General features: G+C 38.2%; 19 protein-coding genes. 9 read left to right on the top strand and 10 right to left on the bottom strand.

Annotated elements, in window-relative coordinates; translation table 11 throughout:
• Positions 1 to 61: 61 nt before the first annotated feature.
• Positions 62 to 1402, bottom strand: coding sequence for an amino-acid N-acetyltransferase (argA, locus tag PVK63_RS18910; RefSeq protein ID WP_130088075.1), 1341 nt, complete (start codon positions 1400 to 1402; stop codon positions 62 to 64).
• Between the two features lie 154 nt (positions 1403 to 1556).
• Between argA and PVK63_RS18905 the strand changes: the two genes are divergently transcribed.
• The 3 genes from PVK63_RS18905 (at position 1557) to tcdA (ending at position 4128) form a co-directional block, all read left to right on the top strand.
• On the top strand, positions 1557 to 1940 hold the full coding sequence (locus PVK63_RS18905) for a DUF2850 domain-containing protein (protein ID WP_130088074.1): 384 nt from the start codon (positions 1557 to 1559) through the stop codon (positions 1938 to 1940).
• 184 nt (positions 1941 to 2124) lie between these two features.
• The gene (gene mltA, locus PVK63_RS18900; protein ID WP_130088073.1) at positions 2125 to 3225 is read left to right on the top strand and encodes a murein transglycosylase A; all 1101 of its coding nucleotides are present in this window, start codon (positions 2125 to 2127) and stop codon (positions 3223 to 3225) included.
• 93 nt (positions 3226 to 3318) lie between these two features.
• Positions 3319 to 4128, top strand: coding sequence for a tRNA cyclic N6-threonylcarbamoyladenosine(37) synthase TcdA (gene tcdA / locus PVK63_RS18895; protein WP_130088072.1), 810 nt, complete (start codon positions 3319 to 3321; stop codon positions 4126 to 4128).
• A gap of 96 nt (positions 4129 to 4224) precedes the next feature.
• Here the strand turns inward: tcdA and csdE are convergent, their stop codons facing one another.
• Entirely contained in the window at positions 4225 to 4659 is a 435-nt protein-coding gene (gene csdE, locus PVK63_RS18890; RefSeq protein ID WP_130088071.1) for a cysteine desulfurase sulfur acceptor subunit CsdE, read from the bottom strand.
• Between the two features lie 24 nt (positions 4660 to 4683).
• Entirely contained in the window at positions 4684 to 5901 is a 1218-nt protein-coding gene (csdA, locus tag PVK63_RS18885; RefSeq protein WP_165371237.1) for a cysteine desulfurase CsdA, read from the bottom strand.
• A 369-nt stretch (positions 5902 to 6270) separates the two neighbouring features.
• On the opposite strand from csdA, the gene PVK63_RS18880 reads away from it, so the two are divergent.
• From PVK63_RS18880 to rlmM, 3 genes are read left to right on the top strand one after another with little or no spacing between them, the layout of a single operon-like run.
• Positions 6271 to 7179 carry a transcriptional regulator GcvA gene (locus PVK63_RS18880; protein ID WP_130046295.1) on the top strand — a complete coding sequence of 303 codons (909 nt, stop codon included), beginning with the start codon at positions 6271 to 6273 and terminating at the stop codon, positions 7177 to 7179.
• Positions 7172 to 7558 carry a DUF423 domain-containing protein gene (locus tag PVK63_RS18875; protein WP_130088091.1) on the top strand — a complete coding sequence of 129 codons (387 nt, stop codon included), beginning with the start codon at positions 7172 to 7174 and terminating at the stop codon, positions 7556 to 7558. Before PVK63_RS18880 ends, PVK63_RS18875 begins: the two co-directional genes overlap by 8 nt.
• Positions 7555 to 8646: a 23S rRNA (cytidine(2498)-2'-O)-methyltransferase RlmM gene (gene rlmM, locus PVK63_RS18870; protein ID WP_130046294.1), complete on the top strand. Its 1092-nt coding sequence runs from the start codon at positions 7555 to 7557 to the stop codon at positions 8644 to 8646. Before PVK63_RS18875 ends, rlmM begins: the two co-directional genes overlap by 4 nt.
• Positions 8647 to 8876: 230 nt before the next feature.
• Here the strand turns inward: rlmM and xni are convergent, their stop codons facing one another.
• The 5 genes from xni to queF all read right to left on the bottom strand — a co-directional run bounded on the left by xni (position 8877) and on the right by queF (position 16145).
• Positions 8877 to 9656: a flap endonuclease Xni gene (xni, locus tag PVK63_RS18865; RefSeq protein WP_130088069.1), complete on the bottom strand. Its 780-nt coding sequence runs from the start codon at positions 9654 to 9656 to the stop codon at positions 8877 to 8879.
• Positions 9657 to 9749: 93 nt separating this feature from the next.
• Positions 9750 to 11108 (bottom strand): nucleotide 5'-monophosphate nucleosidase PpnN, encoded by a 1359-nt coding sequence (ppnN, locus tag PVK63_RS18860; RefSeq protein ID WP_130047275.1) that lies wholly within the window; start codon positions 11106 to 11108, stop codon positions 9750 to 9752.
• Between the two features lie 136 nt (positions 11109 to 11244).
• A complete protein-coding gene (locus PVK63_RS18855; protein ID WP_130088068.1) occupies positions 11245 to 12807 on the bottom strand; it encodes a GGDEF domain-containing protein in 1563 nt (520 codons plus the stop codon).
• Between the two features lie 176 nt (positions 12808 to 12983).
• On the bottom strand, positions 12984 to 15203 hold the full coding sequence (locus tag PVK63_RS18850; protein ID WP_130088067.1) for a tetratricopeptide repeat protein: 2220 nt from the start codon (positions 15201 to 15203) through the stop codon (positions 12984 to 12986).
• Positions 15204 to 15299: 96 nt separating this feature from the next.
• Positions 15300 to 16145 (bottom strand): NADPH-dependent 7-cyano-7-deazaguanine reductase QueF, encoded by an 846-nt coding sequence (queF, locus tag PVK63_RS18845; protein ID WP_130088066.1) that lies wholly within the window; start codon positions 16143 to 16145, stop codon positions 15300 to 15302.
• Positions 16146 to 16252: 107 nt separating this feature from the next.
• On the opposite strand from queF, the gene syd reads away from it, so the two are divergent.
• Positions 16253 to 16801 (top strand): SecY-interacting protein, encoded by a 549-nt coding sequence (gene syd / locus PVK63_RS18840; protein ID WP_130046288.1) that lies wholly within the window; start codon positions 16253 to 16255, stop codon positions 16799 to 16801.
• 52 nt (positions 16802 to 16853) lie between these two features.
• Entirely contained in the window at positions 16854 to 17627 is a 774-nt protein-coding gene (locus tag PVK63_RS18835) for a Zn-ribbon-containing protein (protein ID WP_130046287.1), read from the top strand.
• Between the two features lie 60 nt (positions 17628 to 17687).
• On the opposite strand, the gene PVK63_RS18830 is transcribed toward PVK63_RS18835, so the two are convergent.
• Together PVK63_RS18830 and PVK63_RS18825 are read right to left on the bottom strand one after the other, a co-directional pair.
• Positions 17688 to 18137, bottom strand: coding sequence for a YaiI/YqxD family protein (locus PVK63_RS18830; RefSeq protein ID WP_130046410.1), 450 nt, complete (start codon positions 18135 to 18137; stop codon positions 17688 to 17690).
• Entirely contained in the window at positions 18137 to 18406 is a 270-nt protein-coding gene (locus PVK63_RS18825) for a hypothetical protein (protein WP_130088065.1), read from the bottom strand. Before PVK63_RS18825 ends, PVK63_RS18830 begins: the two co-directional genes overlap by 1 nt.
• Before the next feature lie 937 nt (positions 18407 to 19343).
• Here PVK63_RS18825 and PVK63_RS18820 point away from each other — a divergent pair.
• Positions 19344 to 20714, top strand: coding sequence for a PTS sugar transporter subunit IIC (locus PVK63_RS18820; RefSeq protein WP_130088064.1), 1371 nt, complete (start codon positions 19344 to 19346; stop codon positions 20712 to 20714).
• The last annotated feature ends 27 nt before the right edge of the window (positions 20715 to 20741 follow it).

Genomic DNA, 20741 nt, shown 5'->3' with positions numbered 1-20741 from the left:
TAAGCTTACTCGTTTTATAATAAAGGCCGTAACGGAATCACTCCATTGCGGCCTTTGTTTATTATTGAGTCTTTAATACTAAAATTTTCGATTTACGCTGAAAGTTGTACAGTTTCTGCTTTGTCATTGGTAAGTGTGACACATCTACCTCAATAAAACCTTGTTCTCTAAACCAATGGAGACTGCGAGTAGTAAGAACAAAGAGCTGCGACAATTTGAACTGTTTTGCTTTAGTGCGTAAACGGTTAAGTAAGGTTACACCACGGTCACCATCTCTATAATCAGGATGAACAGCAACACAGCCCATTTCTGCCATTCCTTCTTCAGGGAAAGGATATAAAGCGGCACATGCTATGACCAACCCATCTTTTTCAATAATCGTAAATTGTGCAATTTCTTGCTCTAACTGTTCACGAGATCGGCGAACTAAAATACCTTCTTCTTCTAATGGACGAATTAAGTCTAATATGCCACCAATGTCATCAATTTCAGCATCCCGAACTTGCTCAGAGCTTGCCATTACCACTTGAGTACCAATACCATCAAAAGAAAATAACTCTTGAATTAACGCCCCATCTTCTTTGTAGCTAATTAAATGACTACGAGGAACCCCAGCTTTACATGCAGAAATCGCCCCTTTTAAAAAGCGCATTGTGCCCGTGAGTTTTCCATTTTCTGGTGTTAATTCTTTTTCAAGACGTTGAAGGATCTCTTCAGCTTCACTTGGAAATAACTCCGCTAAAATTTGTCCTTTTTCATTGAGAACCCCTTGTTCTGAACAGAAACCAATGAGCTTGTCGGCATTTAAACGGATAGCTAACTGAGTGGCGACATCTTCTGATAAAAGATTAAAACATTCGCCGGTGACAGAACTCGCAACCGGGCCAAGTAGAACAATAGATTGTTGGTCTAACATTCGATTGATCCCTTGGGTATCGATTCGACGAACACGGCCACTGTGGCAATAATCAATACCATCATCAACACCTAGAGGCTGAGCAATAACAAAATTGCCGCTGATAACGTTAATTTGTGCTCCTGCCATTGGCGTATTATTTAAGCTCATTGAGAGGCGAGCGGTAATGTCGAGCTGTAATTGTCCTGCTATCTGCTTTACAAGCTCTAGCGTTTGCTCATCGGTAATGCGTATTCCTTTATGGAAAGGGGCGTGATGTTCTGTTTGCTTTAGTAATGAACGCATTTGTGGGCGAGTGCCATAGACGATGACAATTCGTAACCCTAATGAGTTAAGGAGGGCGATATCATTAACTATATTCGCAAAATTAGGATCGGCAATGGCTTCCCCACCAAGCATGATGACAATGGTTTTTCCTCTATGAGCATTGACATAGGGAGCTGACTGGCGGAAGCCTTTTACTAAAGCAGTACTACGAAATTTCACTATACATCATCCATGAGTGATTTTTTATGTTGATATAATGACTAATTATTTTGTTATCTACAAGCGTTTAGTACAAGGTCACATAAGTTTCGCTTAATATTTTTCAGATTTGCCGATATGCTTATTACATACGTTGTTTTTATTAGGCCACATCATGAGTCAAGCTCAAGAAAAAGAGTTAAAGAAAAGAAAAATTCGGCTATTAGTGTTAATTAGTTTTGTTGCTATTGGATTAGTTGCTTCAGTTATTGCTGGTATGTACAAATCGGGTGCTTTTGCTCAAATGCCAGCATCTCAATTATATGGTAAGTGGGTTGAGCAGGGGGTTCCAAGCTACGCTCAAGACAGTTTTACTATTAGTGCTGGTGGTGTTTATACCCATGGTCGTTTAATCAATACTAAATTTGACTTTGATGGAAGTGAGTTAAGCTATACCCATGGTGAAATGACTTATGTGTATCAAGTTGAAGATGATGACGGCGCTCAATTACTTCGTATTAAACCTACGCATTATAAATCGACTTTCCGTAAATTATGATTCTGTAAGTTCAAGGTGATGTTATTCGTCACCTTGAATTTCTTCTTTCATCTGCACTTTCCTTCTATATCGTGTCAAGTTTTGTCAAAATTATCCTTTTCTTACATTTATTGCAGTGTAAGCAATTGCTCTCTCCTTATTTGTTTGTCATTCTTCTCGCATTATTTATCAATAAGGTTTTATTGTGTTTCGTAAATTATCTTTTGTGTGTGTTCTTCTGGCTTTAGCGGGTTGTGCTGATCGTCCTACTGAACGAGCTCAGCAATATTTAGATGGTGGATTCAGTAGTAATTTAAATGAAGTAAGTGAAATTCATTCTGATAAGCCTTCTGATTTTAGTACCTTTAAAAAACAAAGTGCAGAGGTAATTAAGCGCTCAGAGTCAATGTCATTACGTTATGAAGAGTTGTACGTACAATTACAAAAGTGGATTGATGAAAGCTCAAATCCTGCTGAACTTTCAGCTTATGGTATTCAATTTGCTCAAATGGGCGGTGGTGACAAAAAAGGTAATGTGATGTTCACTGGTTATTTTTCACCTGTGATTGAAATGCGTCATACGCCAAACGAAACGTTTAAATATCCTGTTTATGATAAACCTGATTGTGGTTCTGATTGTCCAACCCGCGCCGAAATTAATGCAGGTGCATTATCTGGTTTAGGTTTAGAGCTTGGTTATTCTGACAATATGATTGACCCGTTTATTATGGAAGTTCAAGGCAGTGGTTTTATTCATTTTGGTGATGATGACAAACTAGAGTATTTTGCCTACGGTGGTAAAAATAACCATCCGTACGTAAGTATTGGTAAAGTATTGATTGAACGTGGCGAAGTTGAACGCAAAGATATGTCGCTAAAAGCAATTAAAGAGTGGGTTGCTAAGAATGATGAAGCTACCGTTCGTGAATTGTTAGAAACCAATCCATCTTATGTGTTCTTTTCACCACGAGATGCGCACCATGTTCTAGGAACCGCAGGTATTCCTTTACTTGCTGGCGCTGCTGTTGCTGCTGATCGTACTTTATTGCCTATGGGAACCCCAATACTTGCTGAGGTACCTCAATTAGATAAAGACGGCAAGTGGACGGGTAAACATGTGCTTAAAGTATTATTGTCGTTAGATACTGGTGGTGCAGTTAAAGAAAACCATTTGGACCAATATTACGGCATGGGAACAGAAGCTGGCATCGCTGCTGGTCACTTTAAGCATTTTGGCCGCGTGTGGAAGTTAGGTTTAAAAGATTCTGAAACTGAAAATCCATGGGAAATGCCTAAAGCAAAATAATGTGTTAGTCACTTGTATTGCTTAACACTTGATCTTCTAAAAAAGAGTGCGTATAAATCGTGCTCTTTTTTTGTTTTTGAGTAAGGTAACCCCATGCGCGAATTAACCACTCCTGCTTCTGAAAGTTATGACCAACGTTTTGGTGGCACTCGCCGTTTGTATGGTAATAGTGAAGTAGAAATCATGCGTGCAGCTCATGTATGTGTCGTTGGTATTGGTGGTGTGGGCTCTTGGGCTGTAGAGGCGCTAGTGCGTACTGGCCTGGGTGAAATTACGTTAATCGATATGGATGACGTATGTGTTACTAATATTAACCGTCAAATCCATGCGATGACGGGTACGATTGGCCAAAGTAAAATTGAAGTCATGGCGGAGCGCATTAAATTAATTAACCCTGAGTGTAAGATTAATTTAATCGATGATTTTATTACCCCTGAAAATCTATCTGAATATATTTCTAAAGACTTTGATTACGTGCTTGATGCTATCGACAGTATGAAGCCTAAAGCGGCATTACTGGCGTATTGTAAGAGTAATAAGATTAAAGTCATTACGACTGGTGGTGCGGGTGGTCAAACAGATCCGACTCAAATTCAAATCACAGACTTAACTAAGACGATTCAAGATCCATTAGCTAAGAAGCTACGTGATACGCTGCGTCGTCACCATAATTTTACTAAGAACCCTAAACGTAAATTTGGTATTGATTGTGTGTACTCAACTGAGCATTTGAAATACCCACAAACGGATGGCTCGGTATGTGCGACTAAAGCAACTGCTGAAGGACCTAAGCGTATGGATTGTGCGAGTGGTTTTGGTGCAGCTACGGTGGTAACTGCGACCTTTGGTTTTGTTGCGGTGTCGAGAATTGTAGAGAAGTTGATTGAGAAGCACGGTAAATAGGAACTAGGTTTCAGGACGGTCGCAAGCTCCCTCAAGGTTTCAGGTATAAGCGCTATTATTCCAATGACCTCCCTGAATCCTTCAAGCGAAGCGGCCTTAGGCCTGCTCTATTAGTTCATTTATCGTTTCAATGATCGCCTTAAGTCCATTACCACGTGATGGGCTTAAATGTTCAATTAACCCTAATTGAGCAAAATACCCATCCATATCAAACGCCTTAATCTCTTCTGCGGTTTTATTATTAACCGCCGCCATTACTAATGCGATAAGCCCACGAACAATTCTTGCATCAGAATCAGCACAGAAGAAATAAACGCCATCAATGACTTGATGTTGTAACCATACTTTACTTTCACAACCAGAGATCGTTACGTTTTCCTGTTGTAGCTCTTCAGGCATTTTAGGCAGTTTTTTACCTAATTGAATTACGTTACGGTAACGGTCTTCCCAACCTTTAGCGTTACTCATTAAATCAAGTACTGTTGAGTGAGTAATGTCAAAACCAAAAGGCGATGATGGGAATGTAGACATAAATAAAATACCTTAAATTTGAGCTTATAGCATATCTGCGGCTTTATTTAGCGCGTCGATAAAGCGTTGAACATCTTGTTTTGTATTATACAAGGCAAATGAAACGCGTACAGTACCCGTTAACCCTAATGCATCTAACATAGGATGAGCGCAGTGATTACCAGAGCGAACGGCAATGCCTTGTTGATCAAGTAGAGTCGCTATATCTTGGTGGTGGACGCCATCAATAACAAAAGAAAATAGACTCGCGTTATCTTGTAAACCGATGAAGCGTAAGTCCTCAATATCTTTTATTCCATCGATCGCCATCTGGCGAAGTTCATTAATATGAGCATTAAGATCATCATGAGCGAATTGCTTAATCCAGTTAATTGCTGTAGCAAAAGCAATCGCACCAGCAACGTTTGGTGTACCAGCTTCAAATTTCCCTGGGAGCTCTGCAAACGTAGTTTTTTCAAATGAGACTTTCTCAACCATTTTACCGCCCCCGTGCCATACAGGCATAGATTCCAGTAAATGCTGTTTGCCATAGAGAGCACCAATGCCAGCTGGAGCAAATAATTTATGGCCAGAGAAGACATAAAAATCGGCATCCATTGCTTGAACATCAATATCATGATGAACAATTCCTTGAGCGCCATCAATAACCACAATAGCACCTACTAAATGTGCAGCTGTAATAATGTCATCAATTGGATTTAATGTACCCGTTACGTTAGTTACTTGAGCCACAGCAACAATTTTGGTGCGTTTGCTTACCAATGACTCAAATGCATCCATATCTAATGTGCAATCTGGCTTCATGGGGATTTTTATGACTTTGGCACCGGTTTGCTCAGCAACGATTTGCCAAGGAACAATATTGGCGTGATGTTCTAATTCGCTAACTAAAATTTCATCATCAACTTGCAGCGTGCTGCGAGCGTAAGTTTGAGCGATTAAATTAATGGCTTCTGTTGCCCCTCGGGTCCAAATTATTTCTTTACTGCTTTTTGCATTAATGAAGTGTTGAATGGTTTCTCTTGCTTGCTCAAATTGAAGCGTCGCAGAGGCAGTTAGGCTATGGCTACCACGATGCACATTGGCATTACTTTTTTGATAATAATCTTGGATTGCACTTAATACAGCTAATGGTTTTTGTGTGGTTGCCGCACTATCAAAATACGCAATAGGTTGCTCATTTATTTCTTGTAATAGAGCTGGGAATTGAGAGCGAACAAGTTCAACATTAAATGCAGTCATAAGGATTTTCTTCATTGGAGTTAGCAAACAGAGGAATGATGCGGATTTCTGCCTCGTAAGTCAAAATTACAGACAAAAAAAAGCACCGTATTAAACGGTGCTAATATTTTCTTAACCAAAAGGTCAAAAATACAGGAAATAATTGGGTATTGTTTACAAATACTTTGGAACCAATACTCGGGCTCTAATCGTCGAGCCAATATGCAAACACAACATGCAGTTTAGAGGCATGAAAAAAATACTCAGGGAGGAATATATGTCTTTGCTCTAAACTACGGGGCTAATAGTAGGTTTTATCTGGTAGTTCGGCAATGGACAATTTATAATACGAGGCATTAAAAAAACTAATGGTTCAGAATGTGAGTTTTTATGTCTCGAAGATTACCACCTTTAAATTCTTTACGTGTGTTTGAAGCGGCAGCTAGACACTTAAGCTTTACTCGTGCAGCGGAAGAATTGTTTGTTACTCAAGCGGCAGTTAGCCACCAAATCAAAGCGTTAGAAGAATTTCTTGGCTTAAAGTTATTCCGCCGTCGTAATCGTTCTTTGCTTCTTACTGAAGAAGGTCAAAGTTACTTTCTAGATATTAAAGAAATATTTTCTTCGTTATCAGAAGCAACAGATAAAGTATTGGAAAGAAGTGCCAAAGGCGCATTAACCATTAGTTTGCCACCAAGTTTTGCTATTCAATGGTTAGTACCAAGATTATCGGATTTTAATAATCAAGAACCAGATATTGATGTGCGCATTAAAGCGGTTGATATGGATGAGGGATCATTAACAGAAGATGTTGATGTTGCTATCTATTATGGACGTGGAAATTGGCCGGGTCTTCGTGTGGAACTCTTGTATCAAGAGCAGCTTTTACCACTGTGTTCACCTCAAGTGCTACTGAACGAAAAGCCATTAGCGACCATTGATGATTTACGATTCCATACATTATTACACGATACTTCTCGTAAAGACTGGAAGCTGTTTGTAAAGCAATTCGAATTAGCCGGAATGAATGTAAATCAAGGTCCTATTTTTAGTCATTCAACGATGGTGTTACAAGCTGCTGCACATGGTCAAGGTATTGCGTTAGGTAATAACGTACTGGCTCAACCTGAACTGGATGCAGGTCGCTTAGTCGCTCCATTTGAAGAAGTGCTAATCAGCAAAAATGCATTTTATTTAGTATGCAGTGAAAAGCAGGCAGATACAGGCCGAATTGCTACTTTTAGAGAGTGGATTTTAAGTAAAGCTCGTAGTGAGCAGGAAATTGTCGATGATGAATAGTCGTCAATGTTTACTTCTTTCTAGTCTTAGTGGAGCGCTAGCCGTTGGCTTAGGCGCTTTTGGTGCTCATGGTTTAAAGTCAGTTTTATCACCTTATCTTCTTGATGTGTATGAAACTGCAGTGCAATATCAGATGTGGCATACCCTTGCGTTGTTTGGATGTGGAATTTTGTTGAGAAATTCATTTTCAAAAGGGGTATCATACGCCGCCTTGCTATTTACCATTGGAATGCTATTTTTCAGTGGAAGTTTATATGCGTTAGTATTCACTGGAATAAAATGGTTTGGTCCAATTACTCCATTAGGTGGATTCTGTTTTATTATCGGTTGGTTAACGCTGGCTGTTTCAACTTATCGTTTGACTGAGGTTTCAAAGTGAAACAAGTAATGTTCTATTGTCGCTCTGGTTTTGAAAAAGAGTGTGCAGGTGAGATCCAAGATAAAGCCACTCAACTAGAAGTGTTTGGTTTTCCTCGCCTAAAAAATAATACAGGCTATGTGCTATTTGAATGCTACCAGGAAGGCGATGCAGACCGTTTAATTCGTGAGATTAAATTTAATGAGCTAATCTTTGCTCGTCAAATGTTTGCGGTTGCTACAGAAGTAAGCGATCTACCAAAAGATGATCGTATTTCTCCAATTCTTGAAGCGTTAGTTGATGTTGAAGGAATGCCTTGTTGTGGTGATATTCGTATTGAAACACCTGATACGAATGAAGCAAAAGAGCTATTGAAGTTCTGCCGTAAATTTACGGTTCCAATGCGCCAAGCTTTACGTGGCAAAGAGATGCTTACAGCACGAGATTCAAATCGAATCCCTGTATTGCATGTTTGCTTTATTGCTCCTGGTCACTGCTACATTGGTTATTCTTATACTAATAATAACTCTCAGTTCTTTATGGGTATTCCGCGTCTTAAATTCCCTGCTGATGCACCAAGCCGTTCTACATTGAAACTGGAAGAAGCGTTCCACGTATTTATTCCACGTGATGAGTGGGATACTCGTTTGGCTTCTGGTATGTGGGGCGTAGATTTAGGCGCGTGTCCTGGTGGTTGGACTTACCAACTGGTTAAGCGTTCTATGTTTGTTCATGCTATTGATAACGGCATGATGGCTCAAAGCCTAATGGATACAGGCCAAGTGAAACACCACATGGTTGATGGTTTTAAATTTGAGCCACAAAGAAAGAACGTAACATGGCTAATTTGTGACATGGTTGAGAAACCAGCTCGTGTTGCGCACCTTATGGGTGAATGGCTAATTAAAGGTTGGGCGAAAGAAGCGCTATTTAACCTTAAATTACCAATGAAAGGTCGTTACGATGAGGTTCTTCAAGATATTGAAAACCTAAAAGATTTCTTGAAGAAAAACGGTTTCCAATACAAGCTTCAAGCTAAGCATTTGTATCATGACCGTGAAGAAATCACAGTTCATATCCAAGCGATTTCAAATATTTCTCCACATTAATATTTCGTTATACAAATATTGATGTAATCCAAATTATTGAGAAATAAAAAACGCCCGCTGATGTTGATCATCAGCGGGCGTTTTTATTTAAGATTAACTGAGTATATAGAAGTTAATATGCTTTTCCTCAAAAGAAGGATGGCTATATTTGGTGTTGATAGCTCAGCGATGACAAACAGCTTTTTTGTTCCAAAGCACATTAGCTTCTATAGATTGTGAGAGCTATAATTCTAGTCCCTAATCCCTTTCTCATATCGTATATCTTGCAAATTAAACCCAAGTTCAATATCCGTTCTTAATCCCGCAACCTGACGACATAAAATAGCGGTTTCATAATGCTCATCAAATTTCTTACGGTATTTTTTAGGAAGATCTTCAGACTCGTTTGCGGCCTCAATTGTTGGGAATTGAGTTAGAATTTCTAACGCTGCTTTTGGGCCAACTCCCGGAATACCTGTGATTTTACTGGAACTGATCCCAGCTAACCCCCAGTAATCAGCCAATTGTTCAGGCTTTAAACCAAACTCTTTTTCTACAAAAGGAGCATCTAACCAGCGATGTTGGAAATAATCTCGAATACGTAAAGTAGGAGAGAGCAACTGACAGTAGCCTTTATCGGTAGAAATGATCGTAACTTGTTCATTATGCGCAGCAACTTTATTGGCTAGGGTGGCAACCAAATCATCGGCTTCATCACCGTCAGATAACAGCGAATCAATCCCTAATTTCCACCAGGCTTCTTGAATTTCATCCATGCCTTTTTGTAATGCTTCAGGCATGGGTTTTCTATCTTCTTTATATTTAGGGAGGATCTCTGCACGCCAGCCTCGATCTTGGAGATGATGATCAAACACAGCAATGATATGAGTGGGTTCTGTTTCTTTTAAGATGCGGTTGATAGTGCGAGTAGTGGTGGTAATAACCGCTTGAATGTCATCTTGATTCGGTTGAGCGGAATGAACGCGACGAATGAGGTTTAATGCGTCAATAATAACCAGATGAATTGCCATAACGTATTCATTCCTATATATAAAAAAAGAAAAAGCCTACGCAATGTGCATAGGCTTATTATTGTACGTTAGTGAAGGTGAAATATTCCAGCCCTAATCAACAACGATTTTATAGCAAGGTTCATATTTAGAACCAGGTAGCTTCATTCGGCCCTGTTTTACAAAGTCTTGCAGTAGACGATCCATCTTTTTCATTAAGTCAGGATCACCGTGAAGTTTAAACACACCGTGCTTTTCTATTTCAGCAATACCTTCTGCTTTTACATTTCCAGAGACAATACCAGAGAACGCTTGGCGGAGATTGGCAGTAAGACTTTCAGTCGGTTGGTTTAGATGCAAATCAAGACCAGCCATTGCTTCATGAGTTGGTTCAAAAGGTAATTGGAATTCAGGCTCAATTTTCAGTGCCCAGTTGAAGCTGTAGGAATCATCCGTTGCTTTACGGTACTCTTTTACTTTCTTGATACCATGATTAATAATAATTGCCGCTTTCTCTGGATCACCAACAACGATCTCATAATATTGAGTCGCTTCTTCACCTAAAGTATCACGGATAAAGGTGTCAATAGAGCGGAAATAATCTTCGCTCTCTTTTGGACCAGTAAGAACGATAGGCATCGGTTGCTGACGGTTTGCTGGGTTCATCATGATCCCTAAGATATAAAGCAACTCTTCAGCTGTTCCCGGACCACCAGGAAAAATAACAATACCATGAGCCATACGTACAAACGCTTCTAAACGTTTTTCGATATCAGGCATGATAATAAGTTCATTGACTATTGGGTTTGGTGGCTCAGCGGCAATAATCGAAGGTTCTGTTAATCCAACAAAGCGGCTATCAGAATAACGTTGCTTAGCATGACCAATTGCAGCGCCTTTCATTGGGCCTTCCATTGCACCAGGGCCACAGCCAGTACAAATATTTAATTCTCGTAAACCAAGTTCATGGCCCACTTCACGAGTGTATTGATATTCGACAGGATTAATTGAATGTCCACCCCAACATACCACTAAGTTAGGCTCAATACCGGTATGTAGCGCTTTTGCATTACGTAAAATACTGAATACTAAGTTGGTTAGGTGAGTGGCTTTAGTGAGATTTAATCGATTGTGATCCGCAATTTGCATGTTCACATACACCATGTCGCGTAACACAGAAAATAAGTGCTCTTGAATGCCTTTGATTATAGTCCCATCAACGAATGCGTGTTCTGGTGGGTTATTTAGCTCAAGTTTAATTCCGCGATCTCGACGTGTAACAGAGACATCAAATGACTTATATTTATCTAATAATTCTTTTGAGCTGTCAGTATGACTGCCTGAGTTTAATACCGCTAACGTACAGTTCCGATACATACGATAAAGTTCACTAGAAGCGGTTTTTTTTAATTGGTCAACTTCTAATTGTGATAGCAAATCCATGCTACCTGCAGGACTAATATGAGTAATCATATTGCGCCTCCCTAGCTGTTTTTATTATTGTTTAGTTATTAAACTTACACAGCAATGGAAGGATTAGCGAGGAAAATAAAATAAAAATGAGAGGTTTTTGAAAGTATTACACTAAAAATAACAAGAATTTGGCTAATTACAAATAAATGAATTGCTCTTTTCCTTTTGATTTTTGCTTATAAAGAGCATCAATGGTTCGTTTAATTACTTTTTCAGGAATATCACTGTTGGTAAACTCAGAGGAGCATACTGACACCGTGACTTGAACGTGGTCATTTTTAAATTTAAATGGCAATTTTGAAATGGCTAATTGAATCGCCTTAAGCTTCTTCTCTCGTTCTTCTTTATTGGTTTCGGTAAATAAAATTAAGAATTCTTCACCGCTAAATCGAGCAACAAAATCGGTATCTGTTACTTGATTTTCGATGGTTTTTGCAATAATAGTAAGTGCTTTATCGCCTGCTAAATGGCCAAAACGTTCATTGATGCGTTTAAATTGGTCGATATCGATCATTGTTAAAACAAGAGAATGTTGATGACGGACCCAACGTTTATATTCTAGATCTAAACGTTCATGCATTGCTGCACGGTTATATACTTTAGTTAGGGGGTCTCTAAATACACGTTGCTGTTGATCACTTAACTGGCGACGGTACTCAAGAGTTTCTTCATATAAATTATTGAGTTTTTTTGTTGTATATTCATGACGTTCAAGCAGTGCTGCCTCACGCTCTTGCATTGCGCTATTTCGTTCTGCTAAGTCATTCATTTCATTAAGTAACATTGCCATCTTAGCTTTGTGTTCTTGTTCACTTGCTTTCTTATCTAATAGGTTTTCAGCTTGTTTAATTAGAAGTGAGTACTCTTCATTAAGTAAAGAACGCTGCTCTAAGTAAGATTGGCCTTGGCTTTGATTTTGTTCGCTCGTTTTGATGATTTGTGCGACTTGAGTATTCATTTCACCAACGAATACCTGTGATGCTTTACGCTCGTTGTTTGTACCCTCAAGAACCAATTGCAGTGTTTGTAGTGCTAAATCAATCAGTGAGACGGCATCGGTACCGGTAAGAAGTTTACTGCGGATTTCTAATAATTTAGTACCAGAGGTATTATTAAAATCCAGTTCAGAAATAAGATGTTGTAACTCATTACTTAATTGTTCTTGGGTATCACTATCAATCACTTCATTATTATTAATTTCAGAAGAGAGTTTCCCAACAGAAATAAATTTAATCGCTCGCTCATAAAGTTCAACTAATCGGACAATACGTTGAATGTGCTTACTACCATCGTGAGAAGGGTACTGTAAAAGAGAGCGAAGATCGCGTTTAAGCCCTGCAGGCAGTCCAACTACTCGTTGTAGTGTTTCGCCACAATAAGAGATATGGTCTTCCATTACCGAGTGCTCTTTTTGAACATTCATCTTGTAGCGATTAATGAGTCTTTCGAAGGTAGCGATTTGAATAGTTAAATCTGATGTATTTTCAACTTGTTCTATACGAGTTGCTAGATCAACGATTTCTTTATCTAGCTCACTGTCATGATGTTTGCAGGCAGCACAGAAACGTAAAATAATACGTTTTAGAAGCAGTATTTCGCGGCGTGATTTCAGCGTAGTATCACGGTGTGATAGACGTGTTTGATTCAGCTGCTGTTTTAACTGATTTAATTCTGAGGCAACAATGGAAACTTCAATCATAATAACCTAGGGGATAACTCAATATTTATGTAATGTGTCAAAGTATTGATATTGTCAATAAAGCGATAATAACAAATTTATAATTAGCAAGCTAAAAAAAGTATAACATTTTCTTATCTTTTAAACATTTACGTCTGTTTATTGTTAAATCTGTGAGGTGTTATCCAGATTTATCTTTAATGTATTGAAGTCGTTACTTTTATTAGACCTTGATTAATGGCTTGTTCACAAGCTAATTGTATGTTGTTACTAGCAAAGCTAGCAGCTGGCGCATTATCTATTGCTCGGTAATGTACCCAATGGCAGTTGCTTTCTTTCGTACTCATTTTACAAGCTGTATTGGTTGCCATTAATAGGATATCAATAAGTTCACGGTCATTGATGGCGGTGTACGCTCTTGGTAAGAAAGGGTACTCAACCATACCTATGTTAACTGTTTTATCTGTCATTACTTTAGAATCAAAACGATTAATCCACTCTTGAATGGTTTCAGCCATTTCTTGAGAGTTTGATGTTGAATCAGATTTATGTTCAATATAAAGAAAACTAGCGTCAGAAAAATGATAGATACGGCTTGGCAAACTTACGACAGTCGACAAGTAATCTCCGAATTCCTTTTCAATCGATAAACCTTCTTGATACCCATGAGTAAAATATAAATTTTGTAGCATTGGTATATGAAATAAGGTAAATCGAAGTCTATCGCTTAGTGGTTCATTAATCAGTTCACCTAAATGCCATTGCTCTATGTTTGAGCTACTTTGTTGTAATGATGATGGCAGTCTTTCCGTTAATAAGCGGAAGTTTCGTAAACCACTTCTTGGGTGGGTATAGTATTTATTTAATAGAAGATGCAAACGCTTCTTCAAGAAACGATTAACTTGCTGTTTTCTAAAAGCGTAGATCGAAATAACGGTTAATAAAACGAGTAAAAAACCTGCAATCTTTTGTATTTTACGGGTTTGCAAATTATTCTCTTTTAATTTTAGCTCTAATCCTTGGTAATGCAGTGATTGCTCAATGATGCTTTTTTGTTGTCTAAATACGTCTTCATTTATTTCATTTTGAACCGCCTGAATAGAAGAGTTCAGTGTTTCGAATTCACGTTGCGCCTTCAATGCTAATTGGTATTTCCCCATTTTTTCATAGGTTTTGGAGAGCAATTTTTGAGACTGCAGTTTTAATAAAATATTGTTGTCTTTTTGGCTGTATTTGATGGCGCTATGAATTTGCTCAATTGCCATCTCTGTTTTATTTTGGACAAGATATAACTTCGCTTGTAATAGTGCAGCGTTTGCTTTTTCTTTGGGCAAATTTACATATTCATTAAGATTATTTGCTTGTTTTAAGTAATGCTCACTGAGTGCGTAGTTGTATAATAGAAAGTAAGTATTGGCGATATCTAAACGTAATGAGATTAATTTATTTACGTTATTTTTCTCTTTCTCTTGGTCAAGTGCATTGAAGTATTGAACTAAGGCTAAGTTAAATCGCCCTTGCTTTAAATGTATTTTCGCGATCAATATTAAAACATTGGAAAGCTGTTTACTGTTGTTATAACGTCCATAAAATTCAGCCGATTGTGAGGCGTGTTCTAACGCTTTATCAAGTACCTTTCTCTCAAAGAATAATTGACCAAGTAAATAGTTAGTGGTTGCTAACTGACCACTTCTGTCGGCCTCAATGGATTGCCAATAAGCACTTAATAGTTCAGTTAGAGCTTGATCAAATTGTTTGTTTTTTAAAAAATATTTCCCATAAGAAATATGATAAAAAATCATACTGCTTGGGTCTTTAAGCGCAATACCGTGAGACATAGCTTGCTTGTAATATTGCTGTGCTTTGCTGTTATTTCCTTGCATCGATTCAACTTCTGCATGGATTAATGCCAGTGCAAAGTAAAGCTTTTGGTGAATCGCTATTTGCTTATCGTGTTGAGTTAACTCTTGTGCGATATCTTCTAAAATCGCATTTGTTTCATCAACATCTTGAGTTAAGTTCCACCATAAACCTGCATAAATAAGTTTTGACTCAAGATAACCTGATTTTAAATTGAATTCTTTCGCTAACGAAATAGCTTGTTTGATCGCTTTAATTGACTTTCTATTGCGGTCAAGGCGTTTATTAGCAAGTGCTTTAATTTGAAATGCTTCTACGGTACTAATGGGAGTTCTAATGGTTCGTTCAGAATCATTATTAATGTGAATTCTATTTGGATCTTGTCCTGGGGATATTTGACGTTGCTCTAGGTATTGCTCAGCAATTGTTCGCGATTGCTCTGGGTTCGTATCTAGCAATTGATACGCGTCATTCAATATAGGCGCAGAGAAAAATTTAGCCCAAGATGAAAGCGGGAAAAAAAGAAAAATAACAAGAAGGCATTGGCGCAGAGACATGTAAATATTCCATTAAAAAGCAACCGTTACATACTAGCGATGTAGCGGAATTTGTCTACTAAGAATAGACTTAGTAGACAAAATTGAATGCTTTTTTTATTGACGAGCTAAACGGAGGTTGTGCTCTGGTTTTTCTAAATGCGAACTACGGAATGGGTTAATATCCAAACCGCCACGACGAGTATAACGGGCAAATACCGTTAACGAATTTGGCTTACAGAATTTCATTATATCAGTATAGATACGCTCAACACATTGTTCATGGAACTCGTTATGCTGACGGAACGAAATCAAATAACGAAGCAGTTTTTCACGGTCTATTTTATTTCCGGTATAACTGATCTCAACACTGCCCCAATCCGGTTGATTGGTGATTAAACAGTTAGACTTCAATAAATGACTATGCAGTGTTTCTTCTACAACGTCATCAGATGTACTTGATTCTAAATATTCAGCATCAAATTCATAGTTATCAATAACGATATCTTGGTTATCTATACATTCACCAGTCATATCAACAATAGGCTGTTGAGAGTAAGCTTGAACGGGATGGATCTCAACCGTTACCTCACCGCCGGCACAGGCACTTAAGTCTTTAATTAAGGTGCTTGTAACGTCATCCCATGATGCAAATTTAGTTTGATTAAAGCTATTTAAATACAGCTTAAACGACTTTGACTCAACAAGGTTAGGGCTGGTCGCGGGCAGAGTGACATCACCAACCGCTACTTGAGGTAAACCGTTTTGGTTTAGCCAAGATAGTTCATAAAGCGTCCATACGTCACAACCCTGAAATGGCAGCTCATTACCTAAATCAAGATCATCTCGGTTTAAACTACGAGGAACGGCTTGCAATAATTCAGGTTCATAGTTGTGTTTGTATTCGGTTTTTTGGCCAAGAGTCAGAGATTTTAGCTCATCAGCGTTGGTGTATTTAGTCATATTGAAAATGCCAAAAGTAGATTAGAATAAGAATAACGGAGTAAATCATCATTATTCATTTAATATCGCTTAGTTTACTTTAATTTTTACATTATTAGGAGAATCGAATGCCACTTTCGGTAGAGCAAGCGCTTGCTAACTTTAGTCAACGTTATGTCGAAGCATGGAAATCAAAACATAATAGCCTTCCGATGAACGAAGAATTAGTGGGATTAGCTTCTCCTTGTATTGATGAAACTCGTGATTTAGAAGTGTCATGGCAACCTGTTAATCGTGATGAAAGTATTCGCTTAGTTAATATCGAACAAGGTATTGAGCTTGATCTACATGATGATTTTCATGCCTTTTATGGTGCCCAATTCAGTGCTGATATGATGGCTAAATTTGGTGATATAAATATTGAATTACTTCAAGTATGGAGTGATGAAGATTTAGAGCGCTTACAAGGAAATATGCTAGGTCACCTTGTGATGCAACGCCGATTAAAATTAGTCCCAACATTATTTATTGCCGTCACCGATGATGAAATGGAAGTGATCTCTATTTGCAATCAAACGGGTGAGATTATTCTAGATACGGTAGGAACGAAAAAGAGAACCGTATTGGCAGCAACGATGGTTGAGTTTTTAGAAAAACTAGAACCTGTCGTTGAGTAAACTGATTTAAGCAAATCGATAAAACCCCCAAGATGTTAGGAAAGAAGCGTTAATGTTTGTAACTGAATTAGATTTTGAAGTCTATTGCGATACCTCTATGGCGGCAGTAGAAAAGGCCATCAATTATTGTTTAGATTGTCTGCGTTATAATGGACAAGTGATTGGTCGTGAGTTGCCCGTTGTTATGAAAGGAACAAACTTTGTTGCTCGAGTGGTTTGCCCTGAAGAAGATTCACTCCATCCTGATAATCATAGTCCACAAGTAAAACTGGCATTTAAACAATTAAGTGAATTTGGGTTGCTGCAACCTAAAGTTAAGATTGTTGGTCAAGATATGAATTCTGATCCGAGTGATGAGAGTGAAAAAGTAAGTTGGCAAATTCTTTATACCAGCCATTTACATACTTGTTCTCCGATCCGTCATGGTGAGACATTTCAGCCAATCCCTCTTTACCGTTTACCTGCTGTTGCTAATGGCGATCAAAAACAGTTTATTAAATGGCAGGAAGATTGGAGTGCTTGTGATCAATTGCAAATGAATGGGTCTGTTGTTGAGCATCCGTCTTTACATGAAATTAGTTCAAGTAAAAGTCATTTATTTAAGCGTGGTTGGGATCTATGTCGTCGTATGGCTGTGGTTAGTGGCATCCCAACTTACTTATATATTTATCGTGTTGCTGGTGAAAGCAAAGAAAAAGAGCAAGCGCGTAAATGTCCAGTATGTGATGGTGATTGGGCGTTAGCAGAGCCTATCCATGAAGTCTTTGATTTTAAATGCGATGAATGTCGATTGGTTAGTAATCTGTCTTGGGATTTTAAAGACTGATTATATAGATAAACTAATGGGAGCTCACAATGAGCTCCCATTTTTTATTTTAATAGCGATTTATTTTTTAAATTTAGCAAGAATGCGATCTAGTTGATTGGCAAATTCACGTCGGTCGGTTTGCGATAGAGCAGCAGGACCACCTGTTTGAATGCCACTGGCACGCATGGTCTCCATAAAGTCACGAATGTTCAATCGTGCTTTAATAGTTGCTTCTGTATAAAGCTCACCACGAGGGTTTAATACTTGCACTTTCTTAGCGATTAACTCTGCTGCCAGGGGAATATCACCACTGATCACTAAGTCACCTGCTTCCGAGCGTCTTACAATTTCATCATCAGCCACATCAAAACCCGATTCAACTTGGATTGATTTAATATTTAAAGCAGTTGGTACAGGGATGTAATGGTTAGCAACAAAAGTCAGTTGAATACCAGTACGTGTAGCGGCGCGACAAAGTACTTCTTTGACGACTTTTGGACATGCATCAGCATCTACCCAAATTTGCATTATTTATTCTCCAGAGCGGCTAAACGTTGTGATAACTCTTTTACTTGAAGTTCAAGTTGAGCAATACGTTCATCTGCTGTTAATGGGGTGTCTTTGACTTCAATCTTAGGAATGCTTGAAGTGGATTTAAAAGATTTAACTGCAGCAATAATGGCTGGCATTGGTACTTGAGTAGTCAATCGTGAGCGAACAAGAGCCGTTGTCGGCTTTTTTCCTTCATCAGTTAAATCTTGCAATATCTTTTGCAGTTCATCCGTTACGTTTTTCATTGTGACGTCCTATATTTCATCTGAGTCCATAATAACTAAAGATGTACACTTCTACTATAAGAATAAATACGTGATCTAGATCTCTCTATTTAAATAGTGGATCTTAAAGGTGAATAGAAAAATGGGAATGAGAGTGTGCGAGATCTCTCACTTAAAGGATGAGAAATATCGTTTTCTTTATCGTAAATATGTCCTTTTATTTATTTAAGCTTATGTTTTTATAGATAATTGATATTTTCTTTGCATATTGTAATGAGAAACAGATAAAAAAAGTGCTGCTAGACCATTGTTCAAAAAAGTCAAAAGCGTAATCTTATTGGTGTCGGAAGGATGCTGACACGGAACAGGAACTCGCCAAGGATTTGGTATGCTTTAGGATAAGGCACTCGGTTACTTAGGATGAGTAATCGGCATGGAAAGCAAAATTGGACATTGAATGGATTCAATAGTAGCTAGGATAGTTACTACTAAGGAAAGACAATGGATACCTCTAGGATAGAGGAAGGATAAACATCAGGATGATGTAAAGGACACCGCTAGGATAGCGATGAAAGGATAAGCTGACGGATTTCAGCATACTATCAAGGATTTGATACACGGAGCACCATAAGTAGCCGGACTGCTGCGAGTAGAGTTATGACCCCATTAGACGAGAGTTTAATGGGGTTTTTCTTTTTTACCTCAACTATCTAAGTTTCCATCCCAAATACGAAGAATTATCGGATTCTCTATTCGTTAGATTTGTATTATTTCAAGCAAGCCCTTTCGTATAAAAAAACATCAAATCATCGAGATCACATTTTTAACCTGTAAATTATTAATATTCGTGAGTTGAATCATATTTGCTCAAATATGCAATGTAACCGGTTACTGAAACCGGTTACATTGCTTTCAGTTTATGATTTCGCATGTTTAAAATTCAATTCAGGGGTGAAAAATGAGTACGCAAGCGGCAACGATGCAAAGCACAATAATGGAGAAGGTAAATAAAATCCTTCCTAAGCTTTTAAAGGTAGTTAACTCAAAACCAATTGTAGCTATTAAAGAAGGCTTCATGTTAACCATGCCATTGACCATCATTGGTTCAGTATTTTTATTACTGGCTTTTGTTCCTATTGATGGGTATGACCAATTTATGGCAGGTATTTTTGGTGCAGAATGGTCAACACCATTATTTCAAGTAGTAGGTGCAACGTTTGATATTTTGGCATTAATTGGTGCTTTTGGTATTGCGTATACTTACGTAAAGTACGAAGGACACAATGGCGTAAATGCGGGGGTGTTAGCCATTGTTTCTCTTCTTATAGTAATGAACGCTTTTGTTGTAGCACCTGATGGTGTTACGCATATAGGCGGTGTGATACCAAAAGCCTTCCTTGGCGGTAAGGGGATGATTGCAGCTATCGTAATTGGTCTAGTTGTTGGCATGATTTATTCAATGGCCTTTAATCGTAATTGGGTCATCAAGTTACCTGACAGTGTGCCTGAAGGGGTTTCTAATGCCTTTAAATCGCTTATTCCGGGTTTCATCATTATTACACTTGCTTTCTTAACCTATATTTTCTTTGAAGTTGTATTTGAAAGAACCTTTATTGAAACTATCTACCATATTATTCAAACGCCGCTACAAAGTATGTCTGATTCTTTCTTTGGGGCTGTCGGCATTGCTCTACTTATTTCTCTGCTTTGGTGGTGTGGTGTCCATGGTCCAGTCATTGTTATGGGTATTATGGGACCAATCGTTACTGCCAATGCACTTCATAACCAATCGATAGTAAATGCTGGTGAAGTGCTGATTGCTGGTGAGAATGGAAAGATAGTAACAAACCAATTTGTTGACCAATTTATTACCGTTGGTGGTTCAGGTTTAACGTTTGGCTTAGTGTGCTGTATGGTGCTATTTGCCCGTTCTATTCAGTTTAAACAACTTGGTCGCCTTTCTTTTATCCCAGGTATTTTCAATATCAATGAACCTGTAATTTTTGCTACACCAATTATCTTTAACCCAATCATGTTTATCCCATTTGTAACCGCTCCAGTTCTATCTGCAATTATGGTTTATACCTCAATTAATATGGGATTTGTTGGACCATTCACAGCCGTTCAAGTGCCATGGACAACACCAATAGTATTGAGTGGATTTATTGTAGGAGGTTGGAGTGCCGCAGTACTACAGATTGCAGTTTTCTGTATGACACTATGCGTTTACTTCCCATTCTTTAAGTATTTAGACAAATTAACGGCGCAAGAAGAAGCAAAATCAGCAGCGCCAGAAACAGAATCTGTAACAACGACAGCAACAGCTTAATTGAAATTTATTAGATTATTATCGAGG

It is taken from the genome of Aliivibrio sp. S2TY2 (genome assembly GCF_028765525.1).
Classification (GTDB): Bacteria; Pseudomonadota; Gammaproteobacteria; order Enterobacterales; family Vibrionaceae; genus Aliivibrio; species Aliivibrio finisterrensis_A.
Note: the sequence above shows the minus strand (reverse complement) of the source record. Positions and strands in the feature narration are given on the sequence as shown.

Bases quoted from the DNA above. Each gene is read 5' to 3' on its own strand.
- PVK63_RS18875 (WP_130088091.1), top strand. From the start codon at position 7,172: ATGAATAGTCGTCAATGTTTACTTCTTTCTAGTCTTAGTGGAGCGCTA.
- PVK63_RS18855 (WP_130088068.1), bottom strand. From the start codon at position 12,807: ATGATTGAAGTTTCCATTGTTGCCTCAGAATTAAATCAGTTAAAACAG.
- ppnN (WP_130047275.1), bottom strand. From the start codon at position 11,108: ATGATTACTCATATTAGTCCTGCAGGTAGCATGGATTTGCTATCACAA.
- PVK63_RS18825 (WP_130088065.1), bottom strand. From the start codon at position 18,406: ATGAAAAACGTAACGGATGAACTGCAAAAGATATTGCAAGATTTAACT.
- tcdA (WP_130088072.1), top strand. From the start codon at position 3,319: ATGCGCGAATTAACCACTCCTGCTTCTGAAAGTTATGACCAACGTTTT.
- queF (WP_130088066.1), bottom strand. From the start codon at position 16,145: ATGACTAAATACACCAACGCTGATGAGCTAAAATCTCTGACTCTTGGC.
- PVK63_RS18835 (WP_130046287.1), top strand. From the start codon at position 16,854: ATGTTTGTAACTGAATTAGATTTTGAAGTCTATTGCGATACCTCTATG.
- PVK63_RS18850 (WP_130088067.1), bottom strand. From the start codon at position 15,203: ATGTCTCTGCGCCAATGCCTTCTTGTTATTTTTCTTTTTTTCCCGCTT.
- PVK63_RS18880 (WP_130046295.1), top strand. From the start codon at position 6,271: ATGTCTCGAAGATTACCACCTTTAAATTCTTTACGTGTGTTTGAAGCG.
- PVK63_RS18905 (WP_130088074.1), top strand. From the start codon at position 1,557: ATGAGTCAAGCTCAAGAAAAAGAGTTAAAGAAAAGAAAAATTCGGCTA.
- csdA (WP_165371237.1), bottom strand. From the start codon at position 5,901: ATGACTGCATTTAATGTTGAACTTGTTCGCTCTCAATTCCCAGCTCTA.
- xni (WP_130088069.1), bottom strand. From the start codon at position 9,656: ATGGCAATTCATCTGGTTATTATTGACGCATTAAACCTCATTCGTCGC.
- PVK63_RS18820 (WP_130088064.1), top strand. From the start codon at position 19,344: ATGAGTACGCAAGCGGCAACGATGCAAAGCACAATAATGGAGAAGGTA.
- PVK63_RS18830 (WP_130046410.1), bottom strand. From the start codon at position 18,137: ATGCAAATTTGGGTAGATGCTGATGCATGTCCAAAAGTCGTCAAAGAA.
- syd (WP_130046288.1), top strand. From the start codon at position 16,253: ATGCCACTTTCGGTAGAGCAAGCGCTTGCTAACTTTAGTCAACGTTAT.
- csdE (WP_130088071.1), bottom strand. From the start codon at position 4,659: ATGTCTACATTCCCATCATCGCCTTTTGGTTTTGACATTACTCACTCA.